The 22,267-nt window shown below is 63.2% G+C and carries 17 protein-coding genes; 7 read left to right on the plus strand and 10 right to left on the minus strand.

The window, feature by feature from the left end; translation table 11 throughout:
* Positions 1–103: 103 nt before the first annotated feature.
* From ACIP1G_RS25910 to ACIP1G_RS25925, 4 genes are all read left to right on the plus strand, one after another.
* On the plus strand, positions 104–376 hold the full coding sequence (locus tag ACIP1G_RS25910; RefSeq protein WP_012271268.1) for a hypothetical protein: 273 nt from the start codon (positions 104–106) through the stop codon (positions 374–376).
* Between the two features lie 2 nt (positions 377–378).
* The gene (locus ACIP1G_RS25915; RefSeq protein WP_400742133.1) at positions 379–1,203 is read left to right on the plus strand and encodes a mechanosensitive ion channel domain-containing protein; all 825 of its coding nucleotides are present in this window, start codon (positions 379–381) and stop codon (positions 1,201–1,203) included.
* A gap of 113 nt (positions 1,204–1,316) precedes the next feature.
* Positions 1,317–1,883 carry an RNA polymerase sigma factor SigX gene (gene sigX, locus ACIP1G_RS25920; RefSeq protein WP_346643868.1) on the plus strand — a complete coding sequence of 189 codons (567 nt, stop codon included), beginning with the start codon at positions 1,317–1,319 and terminating at the stop codon, positions 1,881–1,883.
* A gap of 111 nt (positions 1,884–1,994) precedes the next feature.
* Positions 1,995–3,032, plus strand: coding sequence for an OmpA family protein (locus tag ACIP1G_RS25925; RefSeq protein WP_400742135.1), 1,038 nt, complete (start codon positions 1,995–1,997; stop codon positions 3,030–3,032).
* 178 nt (positions 3,033–3,210) lie between these two features.
* On the opposite strand, the gene cobA is transcribed toward ACIP1G_RS25925, so the two are convergent.
* The 5 genes from cobA to ACIP1G_RS25950 all read right to left on the minus strand — a co-directional run bounded on the left by cobA (position 3,211) and on the right by ACIP1G_RS25950 (position 8,838).
* The gene (gene cobA / locus ACIP1G_RS25930; protein WP_400742138.1) at positions 3,211–3,951 is read right to left on the minus strand and encodes a uroporphyrinogen-III C-methyltransferase; all 741 of its coding nucleotides are present in this window, start codon (positions 3,949–3,951) and stop codon (positions 3,211–3,213) included.
* 27 nt (positions 3,952–3,978) lie between these two features.
* Positions 3,979–5,649, minus strand: coding sequence for a protein kinase (locus ACIP1G_RS25935; protein WP_400742140.1), 1,671 nt, complete (start codon positions 5,647–5,649; stop codon positions 3,979–3,981).
* 9 nt (positions 5,650–5,658) lie between these two features.
* Positions 5,659–6,870, minus strand: a complete 1,212-nt coding sequence (locus ACIP1G_RS25940; RefSeq protein ID WP_400742143.1) for a nitrate/nitrite transporter — start codon at positions 6,868–6,870, stop codon at positions 5,659–5,661.
* Positions 6,871–7,036: 166 nt separating this feature from the next.
* Positions 7,037–7,612 (minus strand): ANTAR domain-containing response regulator, encoded by a 576-nt coding sequence (locus ACIP1G_RS25945; protein WP_400742145.1) that lies wholly within the window; start codon positions 7,610–7,612, stop codon positions 7,037–7,039.
* An 11-nt stretch (positions 7,613–7,623) separates the two neighbouring features.
* Positions 7,624–8,838 (minus strand): CmpA/NrtA family ABC transporter substrate-binding protein, encoded by a 1,215-nt coding sequence (locus ACIP1G_RS25950; RefSeq protein ID WP_400742147.1) that lies wholly within the window; start codon positions 8,836–8,838, stop codon positions 7,624–7,626.
* A 136-nt stretch (positions 8,839–8,974) separates the two neighbouring features.
* Between ACIP1G_RS25950 and ACIP1G_RS25955 the strand changes: the two genes are divergently transcribed.
* Complete coding sequence (locus tag ACIP1G_RS25955; protein WP_400742150.1) at positions 8,975–9,997, plus strand: quinone-dependent dihydroorotate dehydrogenase; 1,023 nt, start codon at positions 8,975–8,977, stop codon at positions 9,995–9,997.
* Between the two features lie 230 nt (positions 9,998–10,227).
* Here ACIP1G_RS25955 and rmf read toward each other — a convergent pair whose 3' ends face one another.
* The gene (rmf, locus tag ACIP1G_RS25960; protein WP_079227119.1) at positions 10,228–10,443 is read right to left on the minus strand and encodes a ribosome modulation factor; all 216 of its coding nucleotides are present in this window, start codon (positions 10,441–10,443) and stop codon (positions 10,228–10,230) included.
* 561 nt (positions 10,444–11,004) lie between these two features.
* Here rmf and rlmKL point away from each other — a divergent pair.
* Both rlmKL and ACIP1G_RS25970 read left to right on the plus strand, forming a co-directional pair.
* Complete coding sequence (gene rlmKL / locus ACIP1G_RS25965) at positions 11,005–13,197, plus strand: bifunctional 23S rRNA (guanine(2069)-N(7))-methyltransferase RlmK/23S rRNA (guanine(2445)-N(2))-methyltransferase RlmL (RefSeq protein WP_400742153.1); 2,193 nt, start codon at positions 11,005–11,007, stop codon at positions 13,195–13,197.
* Between the two features lie 94 nt (positions 13,198–13,291).
* A complete protein-coding gene (locus ACIP1G_RS25970; RefSeq protein ID WP_400742155.1) occupies positions 13,292–15,682 on the plus strand; it encodes a diguanylate cyclase in 2,391 nt (796 codons plus the stop codon).
* Between the two features lie 129 nt (positions 15,683–15,811).
* Here the strand turns inward: ACIP1G_RS25970 and dacB are convergent, their stop codons facing one another.
* The 4 genes from dacB to ACIP1G_RS25990 all read right to left on the minus strand — a co-directional run bounded on the left by dacB (position 15,812) and on the right by ACIP1G_RS25990 (position 22,172).
* On the minus strand, positions 15,812–17,269 hold the full coding sequence (dacB, locus tag ACIP1G_RS25975; RefSeq protein ID WP_400742158.1) for a D-alanyl-D-alanine carboxypeptidase/D-alanyl-D-alanine-endopeptidase: 1,458 nt from the start codon (positions 17,267–17,269) through the stop codon (positions 15,812–15,814).
* 258 nt (positions 17,270–17,527) lie between these two features.
* Entirely contained in the window at positions 17,528–17,872 is a 345-nt protein-coding gene (locus ACIP1G_RS25980) for a YggL family protein (RefSeq protein ID WP_400742161.1), read from the minus strand.
* 41 nt (positions 17,873–17,913) lie between these two features.
* Positions 17,914–21,546: an ATP-binding protein gene (locus tag ACIP1G_RS25985; protein WP_400742164.1), complete on the minus strand. Its 3,633-nt coding sequence runs from the start codon at positions 21,544–21,546 to the stop codon at positions 17,914–17,916.
* An 8-nt stretch (positions 21,547–21,554) separates the two neighbouring features.
* Positions 21,555–22,172 carry a response regulator gene (locus tag ACIP1G_RS25990; RefSeq protein WP_400742167.1) on the minus strand — a complete coding sequence of 206 codons (618 nt, stop codon included), beginning with the start codon at positions 22,170–22,172 and terminating at the stop codon, positions 21,555–21,557.
* Between the last annotated feature and the right edge of the window lie 95 nt (positions 22,173–22,267).

A 22,267-nucleotide genomic window follows, 5' to 3' on the forward strand; every position in this document is an offset into this window, starting at 1 on the left:
GCGAAGAATCCAGCGCATATTCATTTTGAAACATCCGTGCCAATACGATGTGTGACCCATCGCCCGGCCATCTCGTCTCTGACTGACACTGCGCGAGGTGCCCATGCACGATCCGTTTGAAGAATCCCTGCGCGACCTGCTCAAGGCGTCACCCTCCGGCAATGACCGGGATGACCGGGACGACGCTGCCTGCCTGGGTCGTGTACTGAAAACCGCCAACCGCCAGGTTGGCGCGGGTGATCTGTTCAGCCTGCTTGGCCGCTGGTGCCAGGCGCTGCTGATCGCCGTGAACAATGGCTCGGCGCATGTCGCGCCGGTGCGTCGACACTCTTCCCGCAACGCTGCCACCGGCAGCAAAGCAGATAAGGCCGATTGAATATGGAACTCGATCTCTGGACCCAGAGCCTGGTCACCGCGATGACCGCCCTTTGGACCAAGGTAGCGAACTTCATCCCCAACCTGTTCGGCGCGCTGGTCGTGGTGCTGCTCGGTTTCGTGGTGGCCAAGCTGCTCGACACGCTGCTGTCCAAACTGCTGGCCAAGTTTGGCCTGGACCGCCTGATGGCCGGCACCGGCCTGACCAAGATGCTAAGCCGGGTCGGCATCCAGGTGCCGATCTCGACCCTGATCGGCAAGATCGTCTACTGGTTCGTGCTGCTGATCTTCCTTGTTTCGGCCGCAGAGTCGCTGGGCCTTGAACGGGTTTCGGCAACCCTCGACATGCTCGCCCTGTACTTGCCCAAGGTATTCGGTGCAGCCCTGGTGCTGCTGGCCGGCGTGCTGCTGGCCCAGGTGGCCAATGGCCTGGTGCGCGGCGCCGCCGAAGGCATCGGCCTGGAATACTCGGCAGGCCTTGGGCGTATCACCCAAGGCCTGGTGATCATCATCAGTATCTCGGTGGCCATCAGCCAGCTGGAGGTGAAAACCGACCTGCTGAACCACGTAATCGTCATCGGGCTGATTACCGTTGGTCTGGCTGTTGCCCTGGCCATGGGCCTTGGCAGCCGCGAAATTGCCGGGCAGATCCTGGCCGGCATTTACGTGCGTGAGCTTTACCAGGTCGGCCAGCAGGTGCGGATTGGAGAGGTCGAAGGGCATATCGAGGAAATCGGCACGGTCAAGACAACGCTGCTGACCGATGATGGCGAACTAGTATCGCTGTCCAACCGCGAGCTGCTCGAAAAACGAGTCAATAGCCGCTAACCGCCCAAAAGCTGTTAATGTATGCCGCCGCGAATATCGACCCTCGGGGTCTCGCGGCGACATTGACCTGACTGTCGGCCAGATCCGTTTTGAATAAAGTTCATTCGCCGCCTATGCGTTATGACCCCCGCGAGCTCACCGACGAAGAGTTGGTGGCGCGTTCGCATGAGGAGCTGTACCACGTTACCCGCGCCTATGAGGAGCTCATGCGGCGCTACCAGCGGACCCTGTTCAACGTCTGTGCACGTTACCTGGGGAACGACCGTGACGCGGACGATGTCTGTCAGGAAGTGATGCTGAAAGTGCTGTACGGGCTGAAGAACTTCGAAGGTAAGTCCAAGTTCAAGACCTGGCTCTACAGCATCACCTACAACGAGTGCATTACCCAGTACCGCAAGGAGCGCCGTAAACGCCGGTTGATGGATGCCTTGAGTCTGGACCCTGTTGAAGAGGCGTCCGAAGACAAGACACCCAAGCCGGAAGAAAAAGGCGGGCTGGACAAGTGGCTGGTGCATGTGAACCCGATTGACCGGGAAATCCTGGTGCTGCGTTTTGTCGCGGAACTGGAGTTTCAGGAAATTGCCGACATCATGCACATGGGCCTGAGCGCGACGAAAATGCGCTACAAGCGCGCCCTAGACAAGCTTCGAGAGAAATTTGCAGGCCTCGATGAAACTTAGTGGCCTGCAAATATCTCTAACGAATCGGCGAGTTCTGCTAGACTTGCCGTCGAGTTGTCCCCCTTGTTGTTGGTGGGACTGCTTAACTATCACCAGATGGGGATTTAACGGATGAAATTGAAAAACACCTTGGGCTTGGCCATTGGCTCGCTCGTCGCTGTAACTTCGCTCGGCGCTCTGGCTCAAGGCCAAGGCGCGGTGGAAATCGAGGGCAACGTTACCAAGCAGTACTACGACAGCGAGCGTAACTTCAAGAACGACGGCACCAACCCTGGTGTTCGCCTGGGCTACTTCCTGACTGACGACGTTTCCCTGGACCTGGGCTACAACGAGACCCACAACGCTCGTGGCGAAGTCTTCAACAAGGACATCAAAGGTTCCAAGGCCAAGCTGGACGCTACCTACCACTTCGGTACCGTTGGCGACGCTCTGCGTCCGTACGTTTCCGCTGGTTTCGCTCACGAGAGCCTGGGCCAGGCCACTCGTAGCGGCCGCGACCACTCCACCTTCGCCAACGTTGGCGCTGGCGCCAAGTGGTACATCACCGACATGTTCTTCGCCCGTGCCGGCGTAGAAGCCATGTACAACATCGACAACGGCAACACCGAGTGGGGTCCATCCGTTGGTGTTGGTCTGAACTTCGGTGGCAGCGGTGGCAAAGTTGCTGCTGCTCCGGCTCCAGTTGCTGAAGTCTGCTCCGACTCCGACAACGACGGCGTTTGCGACAACGTCGACAAGTGCCCAGACACCCCAGCCAACGTTACCGTTGACGCTGATGGCTGCCCGGCTGTTGCCGAAGTCGTTCGTGTTGAGCTGGACGTGAAGTTCGACTTCGACAAGTCGGTCGTCAAGCCAAACAGCTACGGCGACATCAAGAACCTGGCTGACTTCATGAAGCAGTACCCACAAACCACCACCGTGGTTGAAGGTCACACTGACTCCGTGGGTCCAGACGCTTACAACCAGAAGCTGTCCGAGCGTCGTGCCAACGCTGTCAAGCAAGTCCTGACCCAGCAGTACGGCGTAGAATCCAGCCGTGTTGACTCGGTTGGCTACGGCGAAACCCGTCCGGTTGCTGACAACGCCACCGAAGAAGGTCGCGCTGTTAACCGTCGCGTTGAAGCGCAGGTTGAAGCTCAGTCCAAGTAATTGGCCTGAAGTTTCATGAAAAACCCGGCCTCGGCCGGGTTTTTCTTTGCCTGGAGTTTGTGTTGCCTATGCTGGCCTATTCGCGGGTAAACCCGCTCCCACAGACTGCACCAGACTCAGCAGCGGTGCAGTACCTGTGTGCGGGTTTACCCGCGAATAGGCCAGAACAGGCAGCACATCATCCGGCTACTGCCACCAGCTCTTGAACCACCTGCTCCCCAACCACCTCCCCAATCACCAGAATCGCCGGGCTACGCAAGCCAAACCCTCGCGCATCCTCCACCATCCCCCCCACATCGCTCCTGCACTCGCGCTGCTCAGGCAACGAGGCATTCTCGATCATCGCCACCGGCATCCCTGGCGCCATCCCCCCGTCCAGCAACCCCTGGCGCACCTGCTCCAGCCGTGCCACCCCCATGTACACCACCAGCGTCGTCCCGCCCTGGGCCAATGCCGCCCAGTTCAGCTCGCTGTCGTCCTGGGTGTGCGCCGTGACCAGCGTCACGCCCCGGCTCACACCCCGTGAGGTCAGGGAAATGCCGCACTGCGTGGCGCCAGCCAGGCCAGCGGTGATGCCGTTGACCAGCTCCACCTCGATACCATGGCCCTGCAGCCACAGCGCTTCTTCACCGCCGCGACCGAAAATGCACGGGTCGCCGCCCTTGAGCCGCACCACGCAACGCCCTTGCCGCGCATGGCGCAGCATCAGGCGCTGGATGAAGGCTTGCGGCGTGGAACGGCAGCCGCCACGCTTGCCTACGGCAATTACCCGGGCCTGCGGGCAATGCTCCAGCACCGCCGGGTTGACCAGGTCGTCAATCATCACCACATCGGCATGCTGCAAGGCACGCACGGCCTTGAGGGTGAGCAGTTCAGGGTCACCAGGGCCGGCACCGACCAGCCAGACTTTTGCATTCATCAGGGTTTCCTCATCGGCAAGGTGTGTTCAGCCCTTGAGCAGGGTGAGCAGCAGTATCAGGTTGAGCAGCAAGGACAGCAGGGCCAGGGTGCGCCAGACTTTCAGGGGCTCGCGCTCCAGCAGCGGCCGTGGCCGGCTGGGCAGGTCCTGGCGGTCGCCGCGTTCAAGCAGCAGCAACCAGTGTTCAGCGGTTTCGAAGCGCTGCGCCGGATCGGCCGCCAGCGCTTGCTGCAGGTTGTGTTGCAGCCATTCCGGCAGGTCGGGGCGGTAGCGGGCAGCGCTTACCGGTTGGCCGAAGCGTGGGCGCTGGAAGGCTTCTACCTCGCCGTACGGGTAATGCCCGGTCAGCAGGTGGTACAGCGTCACGCCTACGGCATACAGGTCCTGGCGCGGGCTGGGCGGCTGGCCATCGAAGGCTTCCGGGGCAATGTACGAGGGGGTGCCGGGCAGCTCGTGCAGTGGGTCTTCGGACAGGCCGGGGCAGTAGGCCAGGCCGAAGTCCAGCAGGCGCAACTGGCCATCACTGCCCAGATGCAAGTTCTCTGGCTTGATGTCGCGGTGCAGCAGGTTGCGCCGGTGCAGCACGCCGACCGCCTGCAGCAGTTGCCTGGCCAGTTCCAGCCACTGCGTCAGGGGCAGTGGGCCGCTTTCGGCCAGCAACTGCGCCAGGCTCTGGCCGGGGTATTCGCGCATCACGTAGTACAGGTGTTGCCGTTGGCTGGCAGCATGCAGCTCGGGGAAATGCCGGCCAGCGACGCGGCGCAGGAACCACTCTTCCAACAGCAGCCCTTGTGCTGCGCCGGGTTCCTGCTCGCGCGCGGCAGGCAGGGTCTTGAGCAGCCAGGCTTGGTCCTGGCCATCACGCACCCGGTACAACAGGGATTGGCGGCTGTGCGAAAGCAGCTTTTCGGCACGCCAGCCATCGAGCACCTGGCCCTCGCGCAGCGGGCCGGGCACTGGCCATTGCTGCAGCTGCGCCAGGGTATCGCCCAGGTTGGCCGTGCCCAGTTGTTCGACCTGCACCAGCAAGGCGCTGGCGTTGTCCTGGCTGCCATTGAGGTGGGCGCTGGCGACCAGCGTGTCTGCGGCCAATTGCAGGTCGGGCTGCTCGCGCAGTACCGCCTGGATGTGCTGGTCGCCCAGGCTGGCCCAGACACCGTCGCTGAGCAGCAGGAAGCACTCGCCCGGCTGCAGCTCGCCTTCCAGGTAATCCACCAGCAGGTGCTGGTCCAGGCCCAATGCGCGCTTCAGTACATGCTGCATGCCTGGCTGGTCCCAGACATGATCTTCGCTCAGGCACTGCAGGCGCCCTTCGTGCCAGCGGTACACGCGGCAGTCGCCGACGTGGGCCAGGGTAAAGCGCCGGCCGCGCAGCACCAACGCGCTGAGGGTGGTCAACAACGGCTGGCCGCTGCCTTGGGCGCGCAACCAGCGGTTTTGCGCCAGCAGCAGGCGGTCAAGGGCCTGGGCCACGCTCCAGGTGGCCGGGGTGGCGTAGTAGTCCAGGGCCAGTGCCTGCAGGCTGGCACGGGCGGCCAGGCCGCCATCGGCACATTGGCTGACGCCGTCGGCCAAAGCGAACAGGTAGCCCTTGCTGGCGGCCAGCTCCGGTGCCGGGGTGACCAGGCGCAGGGCGTCCTGGTTTTCCTCGCGCGGCCCGGTGGCGCTGGCCTGGGCAAAGCTCAGTTGCAGGCTCATCGACGTGCCTCAGACCCGTGCCGCAGTAACGGCTGCCGAGCCCCAGGTGGTGCGCCAGCGCTGTTTCACACCATGCAGGCCGAACCAGGCAAGCAGGCCGAGGCTGGCGAACAACCACAGCCCCAGCTGGTAGTCGCCGGTGTGCTGCTTGATGGTGCCAAGCCCGGCTGCCAGCAAGAAGCCGCCGATGCCGCCGGCCATGCCGATCAGCCCGGTCATCACGCCGATCTCCTGGCGAAAACGCTGCGGTACCAACTGGAACACCGCGCCATTGCCGGCGCCCAGGCCGAGCATGGCGCTGACGAATAGCGCCAGTGCGGCGGCTGCCGATGGCAGGTTGAAACCGACTGCGGCAATGCAGATGGCCGCTACGCTGTACATGCCCAGCAGGGTGCGGATGCCGCCAAAACGGTCAGCCAGGGCGCCGCCGAGCGGGCGCATCAGGCTGCCGGCAAATACGCAGGCGGCGGTGTAGTAGCCAGCGGTGACCGGGCTCAGGTCGTACTGGTCGCTGAAGTAGCCAGGCAAGGCGCTGGCCAAGCCGATGAAGCCGCCAAAGGTCACGCTGTAGAAGAACATGAACCACCAGCTGTCACGGTCGCCCAGGGCCTTGAGGTAATCGGCCATGGCTTTTGGCTTGGGCCGTTGCGGGGCATTGCGCGCCAGCAGGGCGAACACCACCAGCGCCAGTGACAGCGGAATCAGCGCGAAGCCGAACACATTGCTCCAGCCAAAGCCGGCAGCCAATGCCGGGGCCAGCAGGGCGGCGAACACCGTGCCGGAGTTGCCGGCGCCGGCAATGCCCATGGCCTTGCCCTGGTGCTGCGGCGGGTACCACTGCGACGCCAGCGGCAGCGACACGGCGAACGAGGCGCCGGCAAAGCCGAGGAACACGCCCAGCAGCAGCGCTTGTTCATAGCTGTGCACGCCCAGGTGCCAGGCTGCGGCCAGGGCAACGATGACCACCACCTGGCCGATCAAGCCGGCGGTCTTCGGCGACAGGCGGTCGACCAGCACACCCATGGCAAAGCGCAGGATTGCCCCGGCCAGGATCGGCATCGCCACCATCAGGCCCCGTTGTTGTGCACTCAGTTGCAAGTCGGCGGCAATCTGCACCGCCAGCGGGCCCAGCAGGTACCAGACCATGAAACTGAGGTCGAAGTACAGGAACGCGGCGAACAGCGTGGGCACATGCCCGGATTTCCAGAAGCTGGTACTCATTGAACACCTCACTCGGCAATGCAACGGAACGAAAAAGACGCCGCTACCCGCTCCACGGAGGGTGGAGGGGAGAGCGACGTCTTTGTCGGGAATTAAGTGGGGCAACCGCCGTTGGCTACCGGTGAGGTTTGTTGAGCAAGAGATGGGCCAACTCTTGGCTAGCCCATCACCCCAGCATCTCGTGCATGGCAATGATCTGCTCGGCCACCTGGATCAGCTTCTGCTGACGGCTCATGGCCTGGCGGCGCATCAGGGTGTAGGCCTGCTCTTCGTTGCACTCCTTCATTTTCATCAGCAAGCCCTTGGCCTGCTCGATGCGCTTGCGCTCGGCCAGTTGCTGGTCGCGCGCCAACAGTTGCGCCTTGAGCGCCTGGTCGCTTTCGAAGCGGGCCATGGCCACATCCAGGATCGGCTGCAACCGCGCGGCATGGATGCCTTCGACGATGTAGGCGCTGACCCCCGCCTGGATCGCCTGGCGCATCACCCCGGGGTCGTGCTCGTCGGTAAACAGCACGATGGGCCGCGGCTGGTCACGGCTGACCAGCACGACTTGCTCCATTACGTCACGGTCTGGTGAGTCGGTATCGATCAGCACCACGTCCGGGCGCACCGTTTCGACGCAAGCGGGCAGGTCGATGGTCAGGTCTGGGGCTTCAATAACCTCGAAGCCGGCCTCGCTCAACGCCGCCTTGAGGCGGCCGAGTTTGCTCTGGGTGTCGTCGATCAGCAGGATGCGCAACATATTCGTCCCCCTCATACACCGACACGGGCATCGGGCAGGTCACCCAGTGCATGCAGGCTGAAACTGCGGGCATAACCGTAGGGGTCGCTGCCGTCCCAGCGGCTGCCGTCAATCAGCAGGCTGCAGCGCATGGGCTGTTCGGGGCACGGCACGCCCAGGCTGTGTGCCGCCTCACGGTACAGCGCCAGTTGCTGTACCTTGCGGGCCACGCCGAGGTAGTCAGGGTCTTCGCGCAGCAGGCCCCAGCGGCGGAACTGGGTCATGAACCACATGCCGTCTGACAGGTAAGGCAGGTTGGCCCGGCCGTGGTCGAACAGGCGCAGGGCATGCGGGTCTTGCCAGTGGTTGCCCAGGCCATCCTCATAGTGGCCAAGCAGGCGCGGCTCGATGTTCTCCAACGGCGTGTCCAGGTAGGCACTGCCGCTGAGCAGTTGCGCGGTGCTGCGGCGGTTTTCCGGGCTTTGCTCGATGAAGCGGCTGGCAGCGAGCACCGCCTTGATCAGGGCGCGGGCGCTGTTGGGGTATTGTTCGGCGAAGGTACGGGCGCAGGCCAGGACCTTTTCCGGGTGGTCCGGCCACAGCGACTGGCTGGTGGCCAAGGTAAAGCCCTGGCCCTTCGTCACGGCGTCGGCGGCCCAGGGTTCACCTACGCAAAAGCCGTCGATGCGCCCGGCCTGGATATGCGCGGCCATCTGCGCCGGTGGCACCACTACGCTGTCGACGTCACGCAGCGGGTGGATGCCTTGGCTGGCCAGCCAGTAGTACAGCCACATGGCATGGGTGCCAGTGGGGAAGGTCTGGGCGAAGGTGAGCCGCGCGCCATGTTGGTGCACCAGGCGTGCCAGTGCTTCAGGGTTGGTCACGCCCTTGCGCTGCAGGGCAGGGGACAGGTTGATGGCCTGGGCGTTCTGGTTCAGCCCCATGAGCACTGCCATGTCGCTGGCCGGCACGCCACCGATGCCCAGGTGCACGGCGTAGACCAGGCCATACAGGCAGTGCGCGGCATCCAGCTCGCCACTGACCAGTTTGTCGCGCAGCCCGGCCCAGGAGCCCTGGCGCTTGAGGTTGAGGGTAAGGCCGTGCTGCTGGGCGAAGCCCTGGGTGGCGGCAACCACCACCGAGGCGCAGTCGGTCAGCGCCATGTAGCCGATGTTCAGGCTGGGTTTTTCCGGCGCGTCGCTGCCGTTGACCCAGGCCAGGGGCGTTGCTTGGGGTACAGTGTTCACAAGGTTCCTCGCCCGTACTGATAAGGCTGTGGGCTGAACCGGTGCAACCGATGTGCCAAGCTCCCACGATTTGCTGTCCTGCCAGCCCTGCGCTGGCTATAATCGCCCCCTCACTCACCCTGAGCCTTGCCCGCCCATGTATACCCTGGCCCGCCAGCTGCTGTTCAAGCTTTCCCCGGAAACCTCCCACGACCTGTCCCTGGACCTGATCGGCGCCGGTGGCCGTCTTGGCCTCAATGGCATGCTGTGCAAGCAGCCAGCTGCATTGCCGGTTACGGTCATGGGCTTGAACTTCGCCAACCCGGTGGGTCTGGCAGCCGGCCTGGACAAGAACGGCGCGGCCATCGACGGTTTCGCCCAGCTGGGCTTCGGTTTCGTCGAAATCGGCACCGTCACCCCGCGCCCGCAACCCGGCAACCCCAAGCCACGGCTGTTCCGTCTGCCGGAAGCCACCGCCATCATCAACCGCATGGGCTTCAACAACCTGGGCGTCGATCACCTGCTCGGCCGCGTCCGTGCTTCGCGCTACAACGGCGTGCTGGGCATCAACATCGGCAAGAACTTCGACACCCCGGTCGAGCGTGCCGTCGATGACTACCTGATCTGCCTGGACAAGGTGTACAGCGCCGCCAGCTACATCACCGTCAACGTCAGCTCGCCGAACACCCCGGGCCTGCGCAGCCTGCAGTTCGGCGATTCGCTCAAGCAGTTGCTCGATGCCCTGGCCGAGCGCCGTGAGCAGCTGGCCGGCTCCCATGGCAAGCGCGTGCCGCTGGCGATCAAGATCGCCCCGGACATGAGCGACGAAGAAACCGCGCTGGTAGCCGCCGCGCTGATGGAGTCGGGCATGGATGCGGTGATCGCCACCAACACCACGCTGGGCCGTGAAGGTGTCGAGGCGCTGCCGTATGGTGGCGAGGCGGGCGGCCTGTCGGGCGCGCCGGTACTGGAGAAGAGCACCCACATCGTCAAGGTGCTGGCTGGCGAGCTGAGCGGCAAGTTACCGATCATTGCTGCCGGTGGCATTACCGAAGGCCGCCATGCTGCCGAGAAGATTGCGGCGGGGGCGAGCCTGGTACAGATTTATTCGGGCTTCATTTATAAGGGGCCGGCGTTGATTCGCGAAGCGGTGGACGCTATTGCTGCGATGCCGCGGTGACCTGACAGGGCCTCTTCGCGGGTAAACCCGCTCCCACAGGATCCCACTGTCTTCAAGAACCGTGCGATCCCTGTGGGAGCGGGTTCATCGAGGCGTCGAACCGCCGCGAATAGGCCAGTGCAGTTGACAAAATTTTCCAGGCATAAAAAAGGGCCCCTTCAAGGGGCCCCTGGGCCTTCGCCCGCCGCCCGGATGGGGCGTGCATGGTAAAACGAATTCAGTGTCCTCGTTCAGCCAACGGCGTGATTTTCGTTGAGTCTATGGATGCCAGCGGTGCCAGTCATTCCGTCCCAGTTATCACCGCGACCTTCGCGCCAGCCGTTGATCCAGGCTTGGCGAACAGAAGGAAGTGTAAAGGGGCAAAGCTCGCGGGATTTGCCGGTGACCCCGTATTGGTAACCACGTGAATATGCTCTTTCCAACGGATCACGCTTAAGTCTTCTCATAGGGTGTTGCCCTCACTTGTTGACTGTAATGTCCCGTCGGCCTCTCCGAGGCCGGGCAGAGTCTTTCTGCCGGTTTGTGCTCGCTGCCGGCGTGGCGAGCTGAAGGTGCCGCCTCGTTGCGAAGCGGCCTGAGACCAGTTCTAACGAATGCGAGTCACCGTGTGAATGATCGATTTGTCATAAGCACGTAACCTTTCTGAGGGTGAAGGGATAAGTAAATAAATGCGACTCAACCTTGTTTGACGTTGAGCCCACTATGATCGGGGTTTGCCGATCATTGACGTCATTTCGCCAGCGTTGCTCGCGGATGACAGAAATAATTTGAAATGCGACGAAGGGTCACATAGGCCCCGATATCGCCCGAAATTTTTTGTACTGCCTGATGATCTAAGCTGTCTTTGCCACTGGGCCAAGCGCAAATCGGTCAGGCGGCCCGGCTTTTTACGGCACGTTTGTGTGCCGCAAAGGCCACCCGCACGCCTGCTGGAAAGGGGTGCGGGAAAACATCGCGGGGCGATGCGTCGCCTCGTCAGTCAAATAGCCAAAGGCTCTGGAATACTCATGTCGGACCGTTTCGAACTTTATCTCACCTGCCCCAAAGGCCTTGAAGGCCTGCTTGCCGAAGAGGCCAAGGGCCTTGGCCTTGACGAAGTGCGAGAGCACACCTCGGCCATTCGCGGCGAAGCCGACATGGAAACCGCCTACCGCCTGTGCGTCTGGTCACGCCTGGCCAACCGTGTGTTGCTGGTTCTCAAACGCTTCAGCATGAAGAATGCCGATGACCTTTACGACGGTGTCAATGCGGTCGACTGGGCCGACCACCTGGCAGCCGATGGCACACTCGCGGTGGAGTTCAGCGGCCATGGCTCGGGCATCGACAACACCCACTTTGGTGCGCTGAAGGTCAAGGATGCGATCGTCGACAAACTGCGCAACCGCGAAGGCCTGCGCCCGTCGGTGGAAAAGATCGACCCTGACGTGCGCGTGCACCTGCGCCTGGACCGTGGCGAAGCCATCCTCTCCCTTGACTTGTCCGGGCACAGCCTGCACCAGCGTGGCTATCGCCTGCAGCAAGGTGCTGCGCCGCTGAAGGAAAACCTGGCCGCGGCGGTGTTGATCCGCGCCGGCTGGCCGCGCATTGCCGCCGAAGGTGGCGCGCTGGCCGACCCGATGTGCGGTGTGGGTACCTTCCTGGTCGAAGCGGCGATGATCGCCGCCGATATCGCGCCCAACCTCAAGCGTGAGCGTTGGGGCTTCAGCGCCTGGCTCGGCCACGTGCCGGCGCTGTGGCGCAAGGTGCATGACGAGGCGCAGGCGCGGGCACAAGCCGGCCTGGCCAAGCCTCCGCTATGGATCCGTGGCTACGAAGCCGACCCGCGGCTGATCCAGCCGGGCCGCAACAACGTCGAGCGCGCCGGCCTGGGCGACTGGGTGAAGATCTACCAGGGCGAGGTCAGCACCTTCGAGCCGCGCCCTGACCAGAACCAGAAAGGCCTGGTCATCAGCAACCCGCCCTATGGCGAGCGCCTGGGTGATGAAGCCAGCCTGCTGTACCTCTACCAGAACCTCGGCGAGCGGTTGCGCCAGGCTTGCATGGGCTGGGAGGCGGCAGTGTTCACCGGCGCGCCGCAGCTGGGCAAGCGCATGGGCATTCGCAGCCACAAGCAATATGCCTTCTGGAACGGCGCCTTGCCGTGCAAGCTGCTGCTGTTCAAAGTGCTGCCTGACCAGTTTGTCACCGGTGAGCGTCGCGAGGCACAGCCAGAAGGCGTTGAAGCCCGCCAGCAGGCACCGGTGGCCAGCGAGCCGGCGCGCCTCTCGGAAGGGGCGCAGATGTTTGCCAACCGCCTGCAGAAGAACCTCAAACAACTGGGCAAGTGGGCCCGCCGCGAGCAGGTCGATTGCTACCGCCTGTACGATGCCGACATGCCCGAGTATGCCCTGGCGGTCGACCTTTATCAGGACTGGGTGCATGTGCAGGAGTACGCCGCGCCACGTTCGATCGACCCGGAAAAGGCCCAAGGGCGCCTGCTGGATGCTTTGGCGGCGATCCCCCAGGCACTTGGCATTTCCCCTCAGCGTGTCGTGCTCAAGCGCCGCGAACGTCAGAGCGGCACCCGTCAGTACGAGCGTCAAGCCACTGAGGGGCGCTTCCAGGAGGTGAACGAAGGCGGCGTCAAGCTGCTGGTCAACCTCACCGACTACCTCGACACCGGCCTGTTCCTGGATCACCGCCCGATGCGAATGCGCATCCAGCGCGAAGCGGCTGGCAAGAACTTCCTCAACCTGTTCTGCTACACCGCCACGGCAACGGTGCATGCAGCCAAGGGCGGCGCACGCAGCACCACCAGCGTCGACCTGTCGAAAACCTACCTGGACTGGGCGCGGCGCAACCTGGCGCTCAACGGCTTCTCCGAGCGCAATCGCCTGGAGCAGGGCGATGTCATGGCCTGGCTGGAAGCCTGCCGCGACAGCTACGACCTGATCTTCATCGACCCACCGACCTTCTCCAATTCCAAGCGCATGGAAGGTGTGTTCGATGTGCAGCGTGACCATGTGCAGCTGCTGGACCTGGCCATGGCCCGCCTGGCGCCGGGTGGCGTGTTGTACTTCTCCAACAACTTCCGCAAGTTCCAGCTGGACGAGCACCTGATGTCGCGCTACGCCGTGGAAGAAATCACCGCCCAGACCCTGGACCCCGACTTCGCCCGTAACAACCGTATCCACCGCGCCTGGCGCCTGCAGTTGCGCTGAGGCGACGAGGTACATTGCGCGGCTAATGGCCAATAGCTATAACTGAGTGCAGGGCAAGATAATCCGCAGGACGCTGACGTGACGAGATGGGTGTATGTCAAAGTGTGGCGTGCGTGCGCGGTTACTTGGCCTGTACACAGAGGCGGTGCCCGCGTGGGCAGTGGCGCTGGTCGCCTTGGTGGCCGGCGGCTTGCTGACTGCGACCTTGGCGGTTGCCGCGCAGACCTTCTACAAGCAGCAACTGCGCCAGCGCTTCGAGTTGCTGGCCAGCGAGCGTTTCAGCCGCATAGCCGAGCGGTTTGACGAGCAGCAGCAGCGCCTGGACGGGCTGCGGCGGTTTTTCAGCTTTTCCAACGAAGTCACCCCGCACGAATTCGATGGCTACGCCCGGCCGTTGCTGCACCGTACCCTGGCCTACGCATGGGCACCACGGGTCGAGGCCGCGCAACGCGTCGAGTTCGAGCGCCTGGCCAGTACCCACTCCGGCCCAGGCTATGTGATCCGTGACCAGGATGCGCAAGGCCAGTGGCGCCCCGCGCCGCTGCGCGATCATTACTTCCCTGTGCTGTATACCCAGTCGAGCGAATTGCCTGGGCTGCCCTATGGGTTGGACCTTGCCGGCCAAGGCGTGCCCCAGGCGGCCTTGGCGCGGGCGCTGGGGCCGGGCAGCATGGCGGTGTCCGAACCACTGGCCTTGTTCGATACCCGCTCGGACGCCCGTGGCCTGCTGATGGTGGCGCCGGTGTTTTCCGATGCCAGGCCTCATGGCGCGGCAGTGGGCTACGTAATGGCCTTGCTGAGCATGCGCGAGCTGGTCACTGATGGGCGGCCGGTGGCAGAAAACGACAACCTGGTTGTGCGTATCGTCGACCCGTCCGGGCCGCACGAGCCCGAAGTGCTGTTCGATTCGCAGAACCAGGTCGCCCCATTGACGCTGGCCAGCAACCCGCTGTTGCATCTGGCCGACCATCACCTCCAGCTGAGTATCCGTCCGAGCCTGGCGTTCATGCAGGCCAACCGTTCCTCGGCGGTGCTGGCGGTCGGCTTGCTGGGCGGGTTGTTGAGCCTGCTGCTCAGCGCGCTGCTTTACAGCCTGTTCAGCCAGCGTCAGCGTGCCTTGGCCCTGGTCGAGCAGCGCACCGCTGAACTGCAAGTCAGCGAGCAGTCCCTGCGTGGTACCCACAACCAGCTGCGCAGCGTGCTGGAGGCCGCGACCCAGGTCGCGATCATCGCCACCAACCTCAAGGGCGTGGTCACTACCTTCAACGCCGGTGCCGAGCGCATGCTCGGTTACCCGGCTGGCGAGGCCGTTGGCCAGTTGCGTCTTGAGGACCTGGTACAGCCTGAGGAGCTGAGCCTGCGCGCCCATGCGCTGAGCCTGCGCTTTGGCCGGCCGATTGCCTGTGGCCAGGCCATGTTCGCTGAAACGGTGCAGGAACATGGCGCCGAGCCTTGCGAGTGGACCTTGTTGCGCGCCGATGGCAGCCAGCTGGTAGCCAACATGCTGGTCACCGCCATGCTCGATGAACAGGGTTTGTGGGTGGGCTACCTGGCTATCTGCATCGATGTCACCGAGCGGCGCCGGGTGCATGAGGCGCTGGCGGCGCGTGACCGGCTGTTGGAGAAACTCAGCGCCGAGGTGCCGGGTGGCATCTACCAGTACCGCCTGGATGCCAACGGCCATTCGTGTTTTCCGTATGCCAGCAAAGGCCTGTACGACATCTACGAAGTCGACCTGCAGCAGTTGCGCGAGGATGCCACGGCGGTGTTCGAGCGCATCCACCCCGATGACCTGGACCGTGTGCGTCGTTCGGTGCGTTACTCTGCCGAACACCTGGCGCCCTGGCGCGAGGAATACCGGGTCTGCCTGCCGCGGGCAGGGCTGCGCTGGGTGCGTGGCGAGGCAACCCCGGAGGTGGGCGAGCAGAGCTGTACGTTGTGGCATGGCTACCTGACCGACATCTCCGACCTCAAGGACGTGGAAGAAGAGTTGCGGGCGTTGTCGGTGACCGACGCGCTGACCGGTATCCATAACCGCCGCTATTTTCAGGAGCGGCTGAAGATCGAACTGGAGCGGTCCCAGCGCGACGGCCTGGCGCTGGCGGTGATCATGCTCGACATCGATCACTTCAAACGCATCAACGACCGCTTCGGCCATGCCGTGGGCGACCGGGTATTGCGCAGCCTGTGCCAGCGCATCGGCCAACGGTTGCGACGTACCGATGTGTTCTGCCGGTTGGGCGGGGAAGAATTCATGGTGCTGTGCCCGGGCAGCGATGCCGAGCAGGCGCGGCTGTTGGCGCTGGAGTTGTGGCAAGGGGTGCGCAGTGTGCCGGTGGAAGGCGTGGGCAAAGTGACCGCGAGTTTTGGGGTGGCGGGGTGGCGGCCGGGAGAGGGCGCCGACGCCTTGCTGTTGCGCGCGGATGCCGGGGTATATGCGGCCAAGCAGGCCGGGCGGGACCGGGTGGAGGGTGAGTCGGCCTGACAGCTGTCTGTCGCCAGTACCGGCCCTTTCGCGGCTAAAGCAGCTCCCACAGCTACAGCGCAAGGTCAAGGCCTGCGCGGTCTTGTGGGAGCGGCTTTAGCCGCGAAAGGGCCGGTATTGGCTAATCCATCAATTAGCTGCGGTGCTGCCGGCCAGCTTCGGTTGGCGATACAGGTCCAGCAGCACTTGGTCCAGCACCTGCGAGGCGCCCCATGGTTTCGGGTCGTTGAGGATCGCCGCCACTGCCCAGGTGTGGCCGTTGCTGTCACGGCTGAAGCCGGCAATTGCCCGCACAGTATTCAGCGTGCCGGTCTTGATATGGCCTTCACCGGTCATGGCCGTACGCTTCAGGCGCTTGCGCATGGTGCCGTCCATGCCCACCAGTGGCATCGAGCTCATGAACTCGGCAGCGTAGGGGCTCTTCCAGGCGGCCTGCAGCATTTCGGCCATTTCCCGGGTGCTGACCCGCTCGGCGCGTGACAGGCCGGACCCGTTCTCCATCACCAGGTGTGGCGCGGTAATGCCCTTTTTCGCCAGCCACTGGCGCACCACGCGCTGGGCGGCGCGGGCGTCGTCGCCATCGGCATCGGTGCGGAACTGCGCGCCAAGGCTCAGGAACAACTGCTGGGCCATGGTGTTGTTGCTGTACTTGTTGATGTCGCGGATCACTTCCACCAGGTCTGGTGAGAAGGCGCGAGCCAGCAAGCGTGCGCCCTTGGGTACGTTTTCGATGCGGTCGCCGCCCTGGATGCTGCCACCCAGCTCGTTCCAGATCGCGCGTACGGCGCCGGCAGCGTAGGTTGGGTGGTCGAGCAGCGACAGGTAGGTTTGCGAGTTGCAGCCGTCGCCCAACTGGCCGCTGACCGTTACGCTGATGCCATCGGCCTGGGGCACCGGGTTGTAGCGCACATCACCGGTGCACTGTTTCGATGCCACCGCCTTGACCTGGTTGTCGATGCGGATGCTGGCAATTGGCGGCTCGACCGCGATGGTGACCTTGCCGCCATCGTTGCGGGCCACGAAGCGCAGGGCCTTGAGGTTGACCAGCAGCGAGTCGGGCTTGACCAGGAACGGCTTGTTGACATCGCCGCCGTCATCGTTGAACTGCGGCAGGTTGGGCTGTACGAAATGGCTGCGATCCAGCACCAGGTCACCGGTGATGGTGCGTACGCCATTGGCGCGCAGGTCACGCATCAGCAGCCACAGCTTTTCCATGTTCAGTTTCGGGTCACCGCCACCTTTGAGGTACAGGTTGCCGTTGAGCACGCCATTGCTCAGGGTGCCGTCGGTGTAGAACTCGGTTTTCCACTGATAGGTAGGGCCAAGCAGTTCGAGGGCGGCGTAGGTGGTGACCAGTTTCATGGTCGAGGCCGGGTTCACCGACACATCGGCGTTGAACACGGTTGCTGTACCGGGGCCGTCCAGCGGCAGCATTACCAGGGACAGCGCCGTGTCCTGCAGCTTGTTGGCCTTCAGGGCCTGCTGCACTTTGGCGGGCAGGGTGGTATTGACGGCGGCGGCCTGGCTGGACAACGCGAATGGCAACAGCAGACCGGCAAGAACGAGGGGACGAAGCGTTTTGATCATAGCGATTAAATACCCTGCAGCGAGGGAAAAGGGCATTGGGGCTGTATGAGATGATGGCCCCACGACGTAAAGAGTACGCATTATGCCCCAAGCGCAGCGACGATGCGCCTCGTTCGACGGAAAAGCACCGCCAATAAAAAAGGCCACCCGAAGAGTAATGCCTGTCAATCTAGCGATGGGCTGCGCAGCAGCCCCATTTCGCTATTTGACAGGCACTACCCTTGCGGGTGGCCTTTCAGCGATCAAAGCAGGTTGGTATCACTCAGCCTTGTTGATCGGCTTTTCCGGGTACCAGGCGTCGAGCAGCGGGCTGACTTCGATCTTGGTCAGTTCGCTGCGGCCTTTGAGCCAGGCTTCAACGGCTGCACGCTGTTCTTCGCTGACCGAACCGCGCTTGACCGAGCACACCAGGCCGTAATCGTCACCGCCTACATAGTCCAGGCCGTTGGCGTCCATGGCTTCTTCCAGGAACGCGTCGAGGAAAGCATCGATTGCCTGGTCATCCAGATCTTCCTTGAATTCCAGGTTCAGCTCGAAGCCCAATTCCTGAAACTCGTCGACACACAGCTTCTTGCGCAGACGACGGGAGCGGTTTGTGGCCATGAAACAATCCTCTTAGGTAATAACGCCGCGCAGTCTACCAGTTAACACGCCTGGCTGCCTGCCTGAGTGCTTGTAGCGCTGGCCAACTCCTTGGCCAGGGCGCGTTCTACCCGGCACATATGCCGCGCCAGTGCCTGGCGTCGCAGACGCAACAGGGGTGTCGACAAATCGCTGGCCTCCAGGGCTTCGCAGGCTTCCATCAGGGCAGGTGCTCCCAGTATCCGCGCGGCGCTGAGCACCTTGTGTGCTTGCTCGACAATGGCCGCTGCCTGGTGTTCTGGTTGCAGCACCATCAATGTGGCCAAGTCTGCCTGCAAGCTCTGCTGCAGGGCCTGCAGGAAGCGCTGGCGATCTTCGGGCGCATGGCCGATGACAGCTGCCAGGCCGTCCAGGTGGTACAGCTGGCGCCTGCGCTTTTGTTGCCGGCGCGGGCGGATGCCGGCCAGGCGCTGGCTGAGGGTACTCAGGCTGATGGGTTTGAGCAGGCAGTCGTCCATGCCGGCGCTCAGGCACTTGCGGCGGACTTCTGGCTGCGCGTTGGCGGTGTAGCCGAGGATGGTGCAGCGCGGCCGCTTGCCATGGCGCTCTTCGGTACGCACGGCCGTCGCCAGTTGGTAGCCATTCATGTGCGGCATGTTGCAGTCGAGCACCAGCACATCGTATTCAGCTGCCCGCCAGGCGGCCAGGCCTTCGCGACCGTCACGGGCACAGGCGTGCTCCAGGCCCAGGTAGCCAAGCTGTTGTGCCATAAGTTCCAGGTTGGCCGGGTGGTCGTCGATCACCAGCACCTGCAGCCGTGGGTCGGGCACGTCGAGGTTCTCGATCAGCGGGGGCGGCTGGGTTGTCGCTTCAAGCCGCTGCAGGGGCATCTTCAGGCGTACCTGGGTGCCGACATCCTCCAGGCTCTTGATGGTCAGGCTGCCGCCCATCATTTCACACAGGTTGCGGCAGATAGCCAGGCCCAGCCCGGTACCTGCGCGGGCGCCCTGGCTATGCGGGTTGGCCTGGATGAATGGGTTGAACAGGCGCTGCAAGTCATCGGCGTGGATGCCTATACCGCTGTCGCGCACTTCCAGCTCAAGCACCGCTGGCGTGCTGGCGCCGTCGTCCAGCAGGGCGACGCAAATCCGCACCTGGCCATGCTCGGTGAACTTGATGGCGTTGCTGACCAGGTTGGACAGCACCTGCTTGAACCGCAGAGGGTCGAGCCATGCATGGCAACGCGCTGCGGGTGCGATCGTCACCTCCAGTGCGAGGCCTTTCTGCCGTGCCTGCCCCTCGAAAATACGGCCCACCGATTCGACCAGGGCGGCCAGGTCGACAGCTTCCGGTGCGAGGGACAAATGCCCTGATTCGATGCGCACGATGTCGAGGATATCGCCGATCAGGCCCAGCAGGTCCTTGGCCGAATGATGGGCCAACTCCAGTGCACTGCGGTCGACCCGGCCCTGGTCGGCGCGCTTGACCGCCAGCTCCAGCATGCCGATGACAGCATTCATCGGGGTACGGATTTCATGGCTGATGGTGGCCAGGAACGTGCTTTTGGCGCGGTTGGCATCGTCGGCCTGCTGCTTGGCCAGGCGCAGCTCCATGACCAGCTGGCGGCGATCGCTGATGTCGATCCAGCCGCCGATGATGCCCTGCACCTCACCCAGCGAGTCGCGGTAAGGCAGAATCCAGTGGTAGATGGTCATCTCCCGGCCCTTGATTCGTAATGGCCGGTCCATGATCAGCGGCGAACCTGCAGCCATGACTTTCAGGTAATCGGCCTGGATCTGCCGCGTCTGTTCGCAATCGGCGAACAGGCTGCCGTCCAGCTGTTTGCCAATCACTTCATCGGAGCGGGCCTGCACGGCTTCCAGGTAGCTGTAGTTGCAGCTTTGCAGGCAGCCCTCGCGGTCGCGCACGTACATCGGGTGGGGCGTGCCGTTGAGCAGGGCGCGCATGAACGCCAACTGGTCGTTCAGCGCACGTTCGGCGTGCTGGCGCTGGCGAATCTGCAGGCGCAGGCGCGCGTTCCAGAGCAAGGCCAGCAGCAGAAGCACGGCGGTGCCCAGCACCACCTGCAATGCGAGGCGGCGATAGCCCTGGCCATTGTTATCGTCTTGCTGGCCGAAGCCGCGCCAGCGGTTGTTGATTACCCCCAGCTCTTCCGGCGAGATGCTCAGCAGCGCCTTGTCGAGGATTGACACCAGCGCCGGTGACGGGGCGCTGGTAGCCATGGCGAAATTGGCAGGTTCGCTGCCGACCGTGGTGCGGATGACCAGCTCGGGGTTGCCGGCCAAGGCGTGGTTGGCGTCGATCAAGGTGGTGATGACTGCATCGACGGCACCGCTGTTGAGCAATGCCATGGCATAGAACGCGCTTTCTGTCTCGACCCAGCCGATCTGCGGATAGTGCCGGGAAAGCATGGCGTCCATGGCGCTGTAGCGGGTAATGGCGATGCGATGCCCCTGCAACTGCTCCAGCGAACGTGGTGCATTATCGTCCTTGCGGCTGACCAGCACATAGGCGCTTTCCAGGTAGGGGCGGCTGACTTGCAGGTTGTCTTCGGCCTCCCCGCCGGAGGCCAGTGCGGCGATGACATCTGCGCGGTCATCCTTGAGCCGGGCAACCATGTCGGCAATGCCGCTGGCGCGCTGCACTTCGAATCGCAAACCGGTGCGCAGGCGAATGAGCTCCAGCAGGTCGGCGGTAATACCACGGAAATGCCCTGAGCCATCGAAATAGGAGAGTGGCGCAGCGGTGTCATCAATTGCCACGCGCATCACCGGGTGTTGCTGCAGCCATTGCTCCTCGCTCTCGCTCAACTGCAGTTTGCGGTCGGTCAGCAGCAGATCGCTGCCGGCGCTCCAGCGTTTGAAGATGCTGACGCGCATGGCATGGGTCTGGCTGTCCAGGATGTTGTTCACCAGCTCCATCAGCAGCGTGTCCTGCTGGCGCAAGGCAAAGCCAAAGCCGATCGCCTCGTGCTTGCCGAAATTGGCCATGCGCAGGCGCGGCAGGTGGCCGCGGTTGAGTTGGTAGTGCGTGGAAATGGTGTCGCCGATGAACACGTCGGCCTGGCCGAACGCCACGGCATTCAGGGCCTGGCTGGAGGAGCCGAAGGCCAGCAGTTCGGCCTTGGGATAGGCGCCAAGCACCTCCTGCCTGGGCAGGTAGTGGTAGAGCATGCCCAGGCGCATGTCAGTCAGGCCCATGTCCAGCGCCCGATTTTCGTCTTCACGTGTTACCAGTACCGGTTGGTCGATGGCATAGGGGTGCGACAGCGCCAGGCCGTCGCTGGCCGCTTCGTACCCATTGGCGCTGCCAAGCAGGTCGATATCACCGAGCCTGAGCGCCTCCACCGCCGCCTGGCGGCTGGAGAAGCGCAGCACCCGCACCGGCAACTGCAAGGCCTTGCCGATCATGCTCGCGTACTCGGCGGTAAGGCCTTGGTAGTCGCGGCCGCCACTGGTGATGTCGAATGGCGGGTAGTCCGGTGCCGATGTACCCAGCACCAGTTCCTGGCGGCTCTCCAGCCATTGCCGTTGTTCGTCCGTGAGCGCAGGCTGTGCCGGACGGGCCGATGAGCGTGCCAGCAACGTATAGGACGAGGCATCGTGATGTGTAGCCTGTGCCTCGCCGCCGAACAGCAGCAGGGCGAGCAGCAGGTATGCGACAGGGCGGGCCATGACCACCCTCAGACCAGCGCGTTGCGTTTGGCCATCTCGATCAGGTCAACCAGTGTACTGACCTGAAGCTTGTGCATGAGGCGCTTCTTGTAGGTACTGACGGTCTTGCTGCTGAGGAACATGCCAGTGGCAATTTCCTTGTTGCTGCGGCCTTGGGCAAACAGTTGCAACACCATCAGCTCGCGGTCGTTTACCTGGCGGAAAAGTTGCAGGTCGGCGTCGACCGTCTGATTGTGCTTTATTGCCTGGCTCGGGAAGTAGTTGTAACCGGCCAGTACGGCCTTGATTGCGCTGAGCAGTTCGCTCAGGTCTTCCTGCTTGCACACATAGCCCGCAGCGCCAGAATGCATGCAACGCACGGCAAACAGTGCCGGAGACTGTGCGGTCAACACCAGAACCTTCAATGGCAGGGCCATGGCCTGGAAACGGGCAAGCACTTCCAGCCCGTCCAGCTTGGGGATGCTGATGTCGAGAATGACCAGGTCGGGGCTGGCTTCGCGAATCATCTGCATGGCGTCCACGCCGTTGTCAGATTCGCCGACAATCCGGTAATTCTGGTTTTCCAGCAACATACGGACGGCCAGGCGGATGACGGGATGGTCGTCAACTATAAATATGGAATGCATGTTCAACTTCCCTGCGGGCGATTGAGGGGGACAGGTGGCACCTTATCGCAGTTGGAAGTCGTCGGGCATGCGAGGAAGGGCTGTTAGCCCTATAT

The organism is Pseudomonas sp. NPDC089392 (assembly GCF_044749595.1).
Taxonomy (GTDB): domain Bacteria; phylum Pseudomonadota; class Gammaproteobacteria; order Pseudomonadales; family Pseudomonadaceae; genus Aquipseudomonas.

Bases quoted from the DNA above. Each gene is read 5' to 3' on its own strand.
- ACIP1G_RS25910 (WP_012271268.1), top strand. From the start codon at position 104: ATGCACGATCCGTTTGAAGAATCCCTGCGCGACCTGCTCAAGGCGTCA.
- ACIP1G_RS25915 (WP_400742133.1), top strand. From the start codon at position 379: ATGGAACTCGATCTCTGGACCCAGAGCCTGGTCACCGCGATGACCGCC.
- sigX (WP_346643868.1), top strand. From the start codon at position 1,317: ATGCGTTATGACCCCCGCGAGCTCACCGACGAAGAGTTGGTGGCGCGT.
- ACIP1G_RS25925 (WP_400742135.1), top strand. From the start codon at position 1,995: ATGAAATTGAAAAACACCTTGGGCTTGGCCATTGGCTCGCTCGTCGCT.
- cobA (WP_400742138.1), bottom strand. From the start codon at position 3,951: ATGAATGCAAAAGTCTGGCTGGTCGGTGCCGGCCCTGGTGACCCTGAA.
- ACIP1G_RS25935 (WP_400742140.1), bottom strand. From the start codon at position 5,649: ATGAGCCTGCAACTGAGCTTTGCCCAGGCCAGCGCCACCGGGCCGCGC.
- ACIP1G_RS25940 (WP_400742143.1), bottom strand. From the start codon at position 6,870: ATGAGTACCAGCTTCTGGAAATCCGGGCATGTGCCCACGCTGTTCGCC.
- ACIP1G_RS25945 (WP_400742145.1), bottom strand. From the start codon at position 7,612: ATGTTGCGCATCCTGCTGATCGACGACACCCAGAGCAAACTCGGCCGC.
- ACIP1G_RS25955 (WP_400742150.1), top strand. From the start codon at position 8,975: ATGTATACCCTGGCCCGCCAGCTGCTGTTCAAGCTTTCCCCGGAAACC.
- rmf (WP_079227119.1), bottom strand. From the start codon at position 10,443: ATGAGAAGACTTAAGCGTGATCCGTTGGAAAGAGCATATTCACGTGGT.
- rlmKL (WP_400742153.1), top strand. From the start codon at position 11,005: ATGTCGGACCGTTTCGAACTTTATCTCACCTGCCCCAAAGGCCTTGAA.
- ACIP1G_RS25970 (WP_400742155.1), top strand. From the start codon at position 13,292: ATGTCAAAGTGTGGCGTGCGTGCGCGGTTACTTGGCCTGTACACAGAG.
- dacB (WP_400742158.1), bottom strand. From the start codon at position 17,269: ATGATCAAAACGCTTCGTCCCCTCGTTCTTGCCGGTCTGCTGTTGCCA.
- ACIP1G_RS25980 (WP_400742161.1), bottom strand. From the start codon at position 17,872: ATGGCCACAAACCGCTCCCGTCGTCTGCGCAAGAAGCTGTGTGTCGAC.
- ACIP1G_RS25985 (WP_400742164.1), bottom strand. From the start codon at position 21,546: ATGGCCCGCCCTGTCGCATACCTGCTGCTCGCCCTGCTGCTGTTCGGC.
- ACIP1G_RS25990 (WP_400742167.1), bottom strand. From the start codon at position 22,172: ATGCATTCCATATTTATAGTTGACGACCATCCCGTCATCCGCCTGGCC.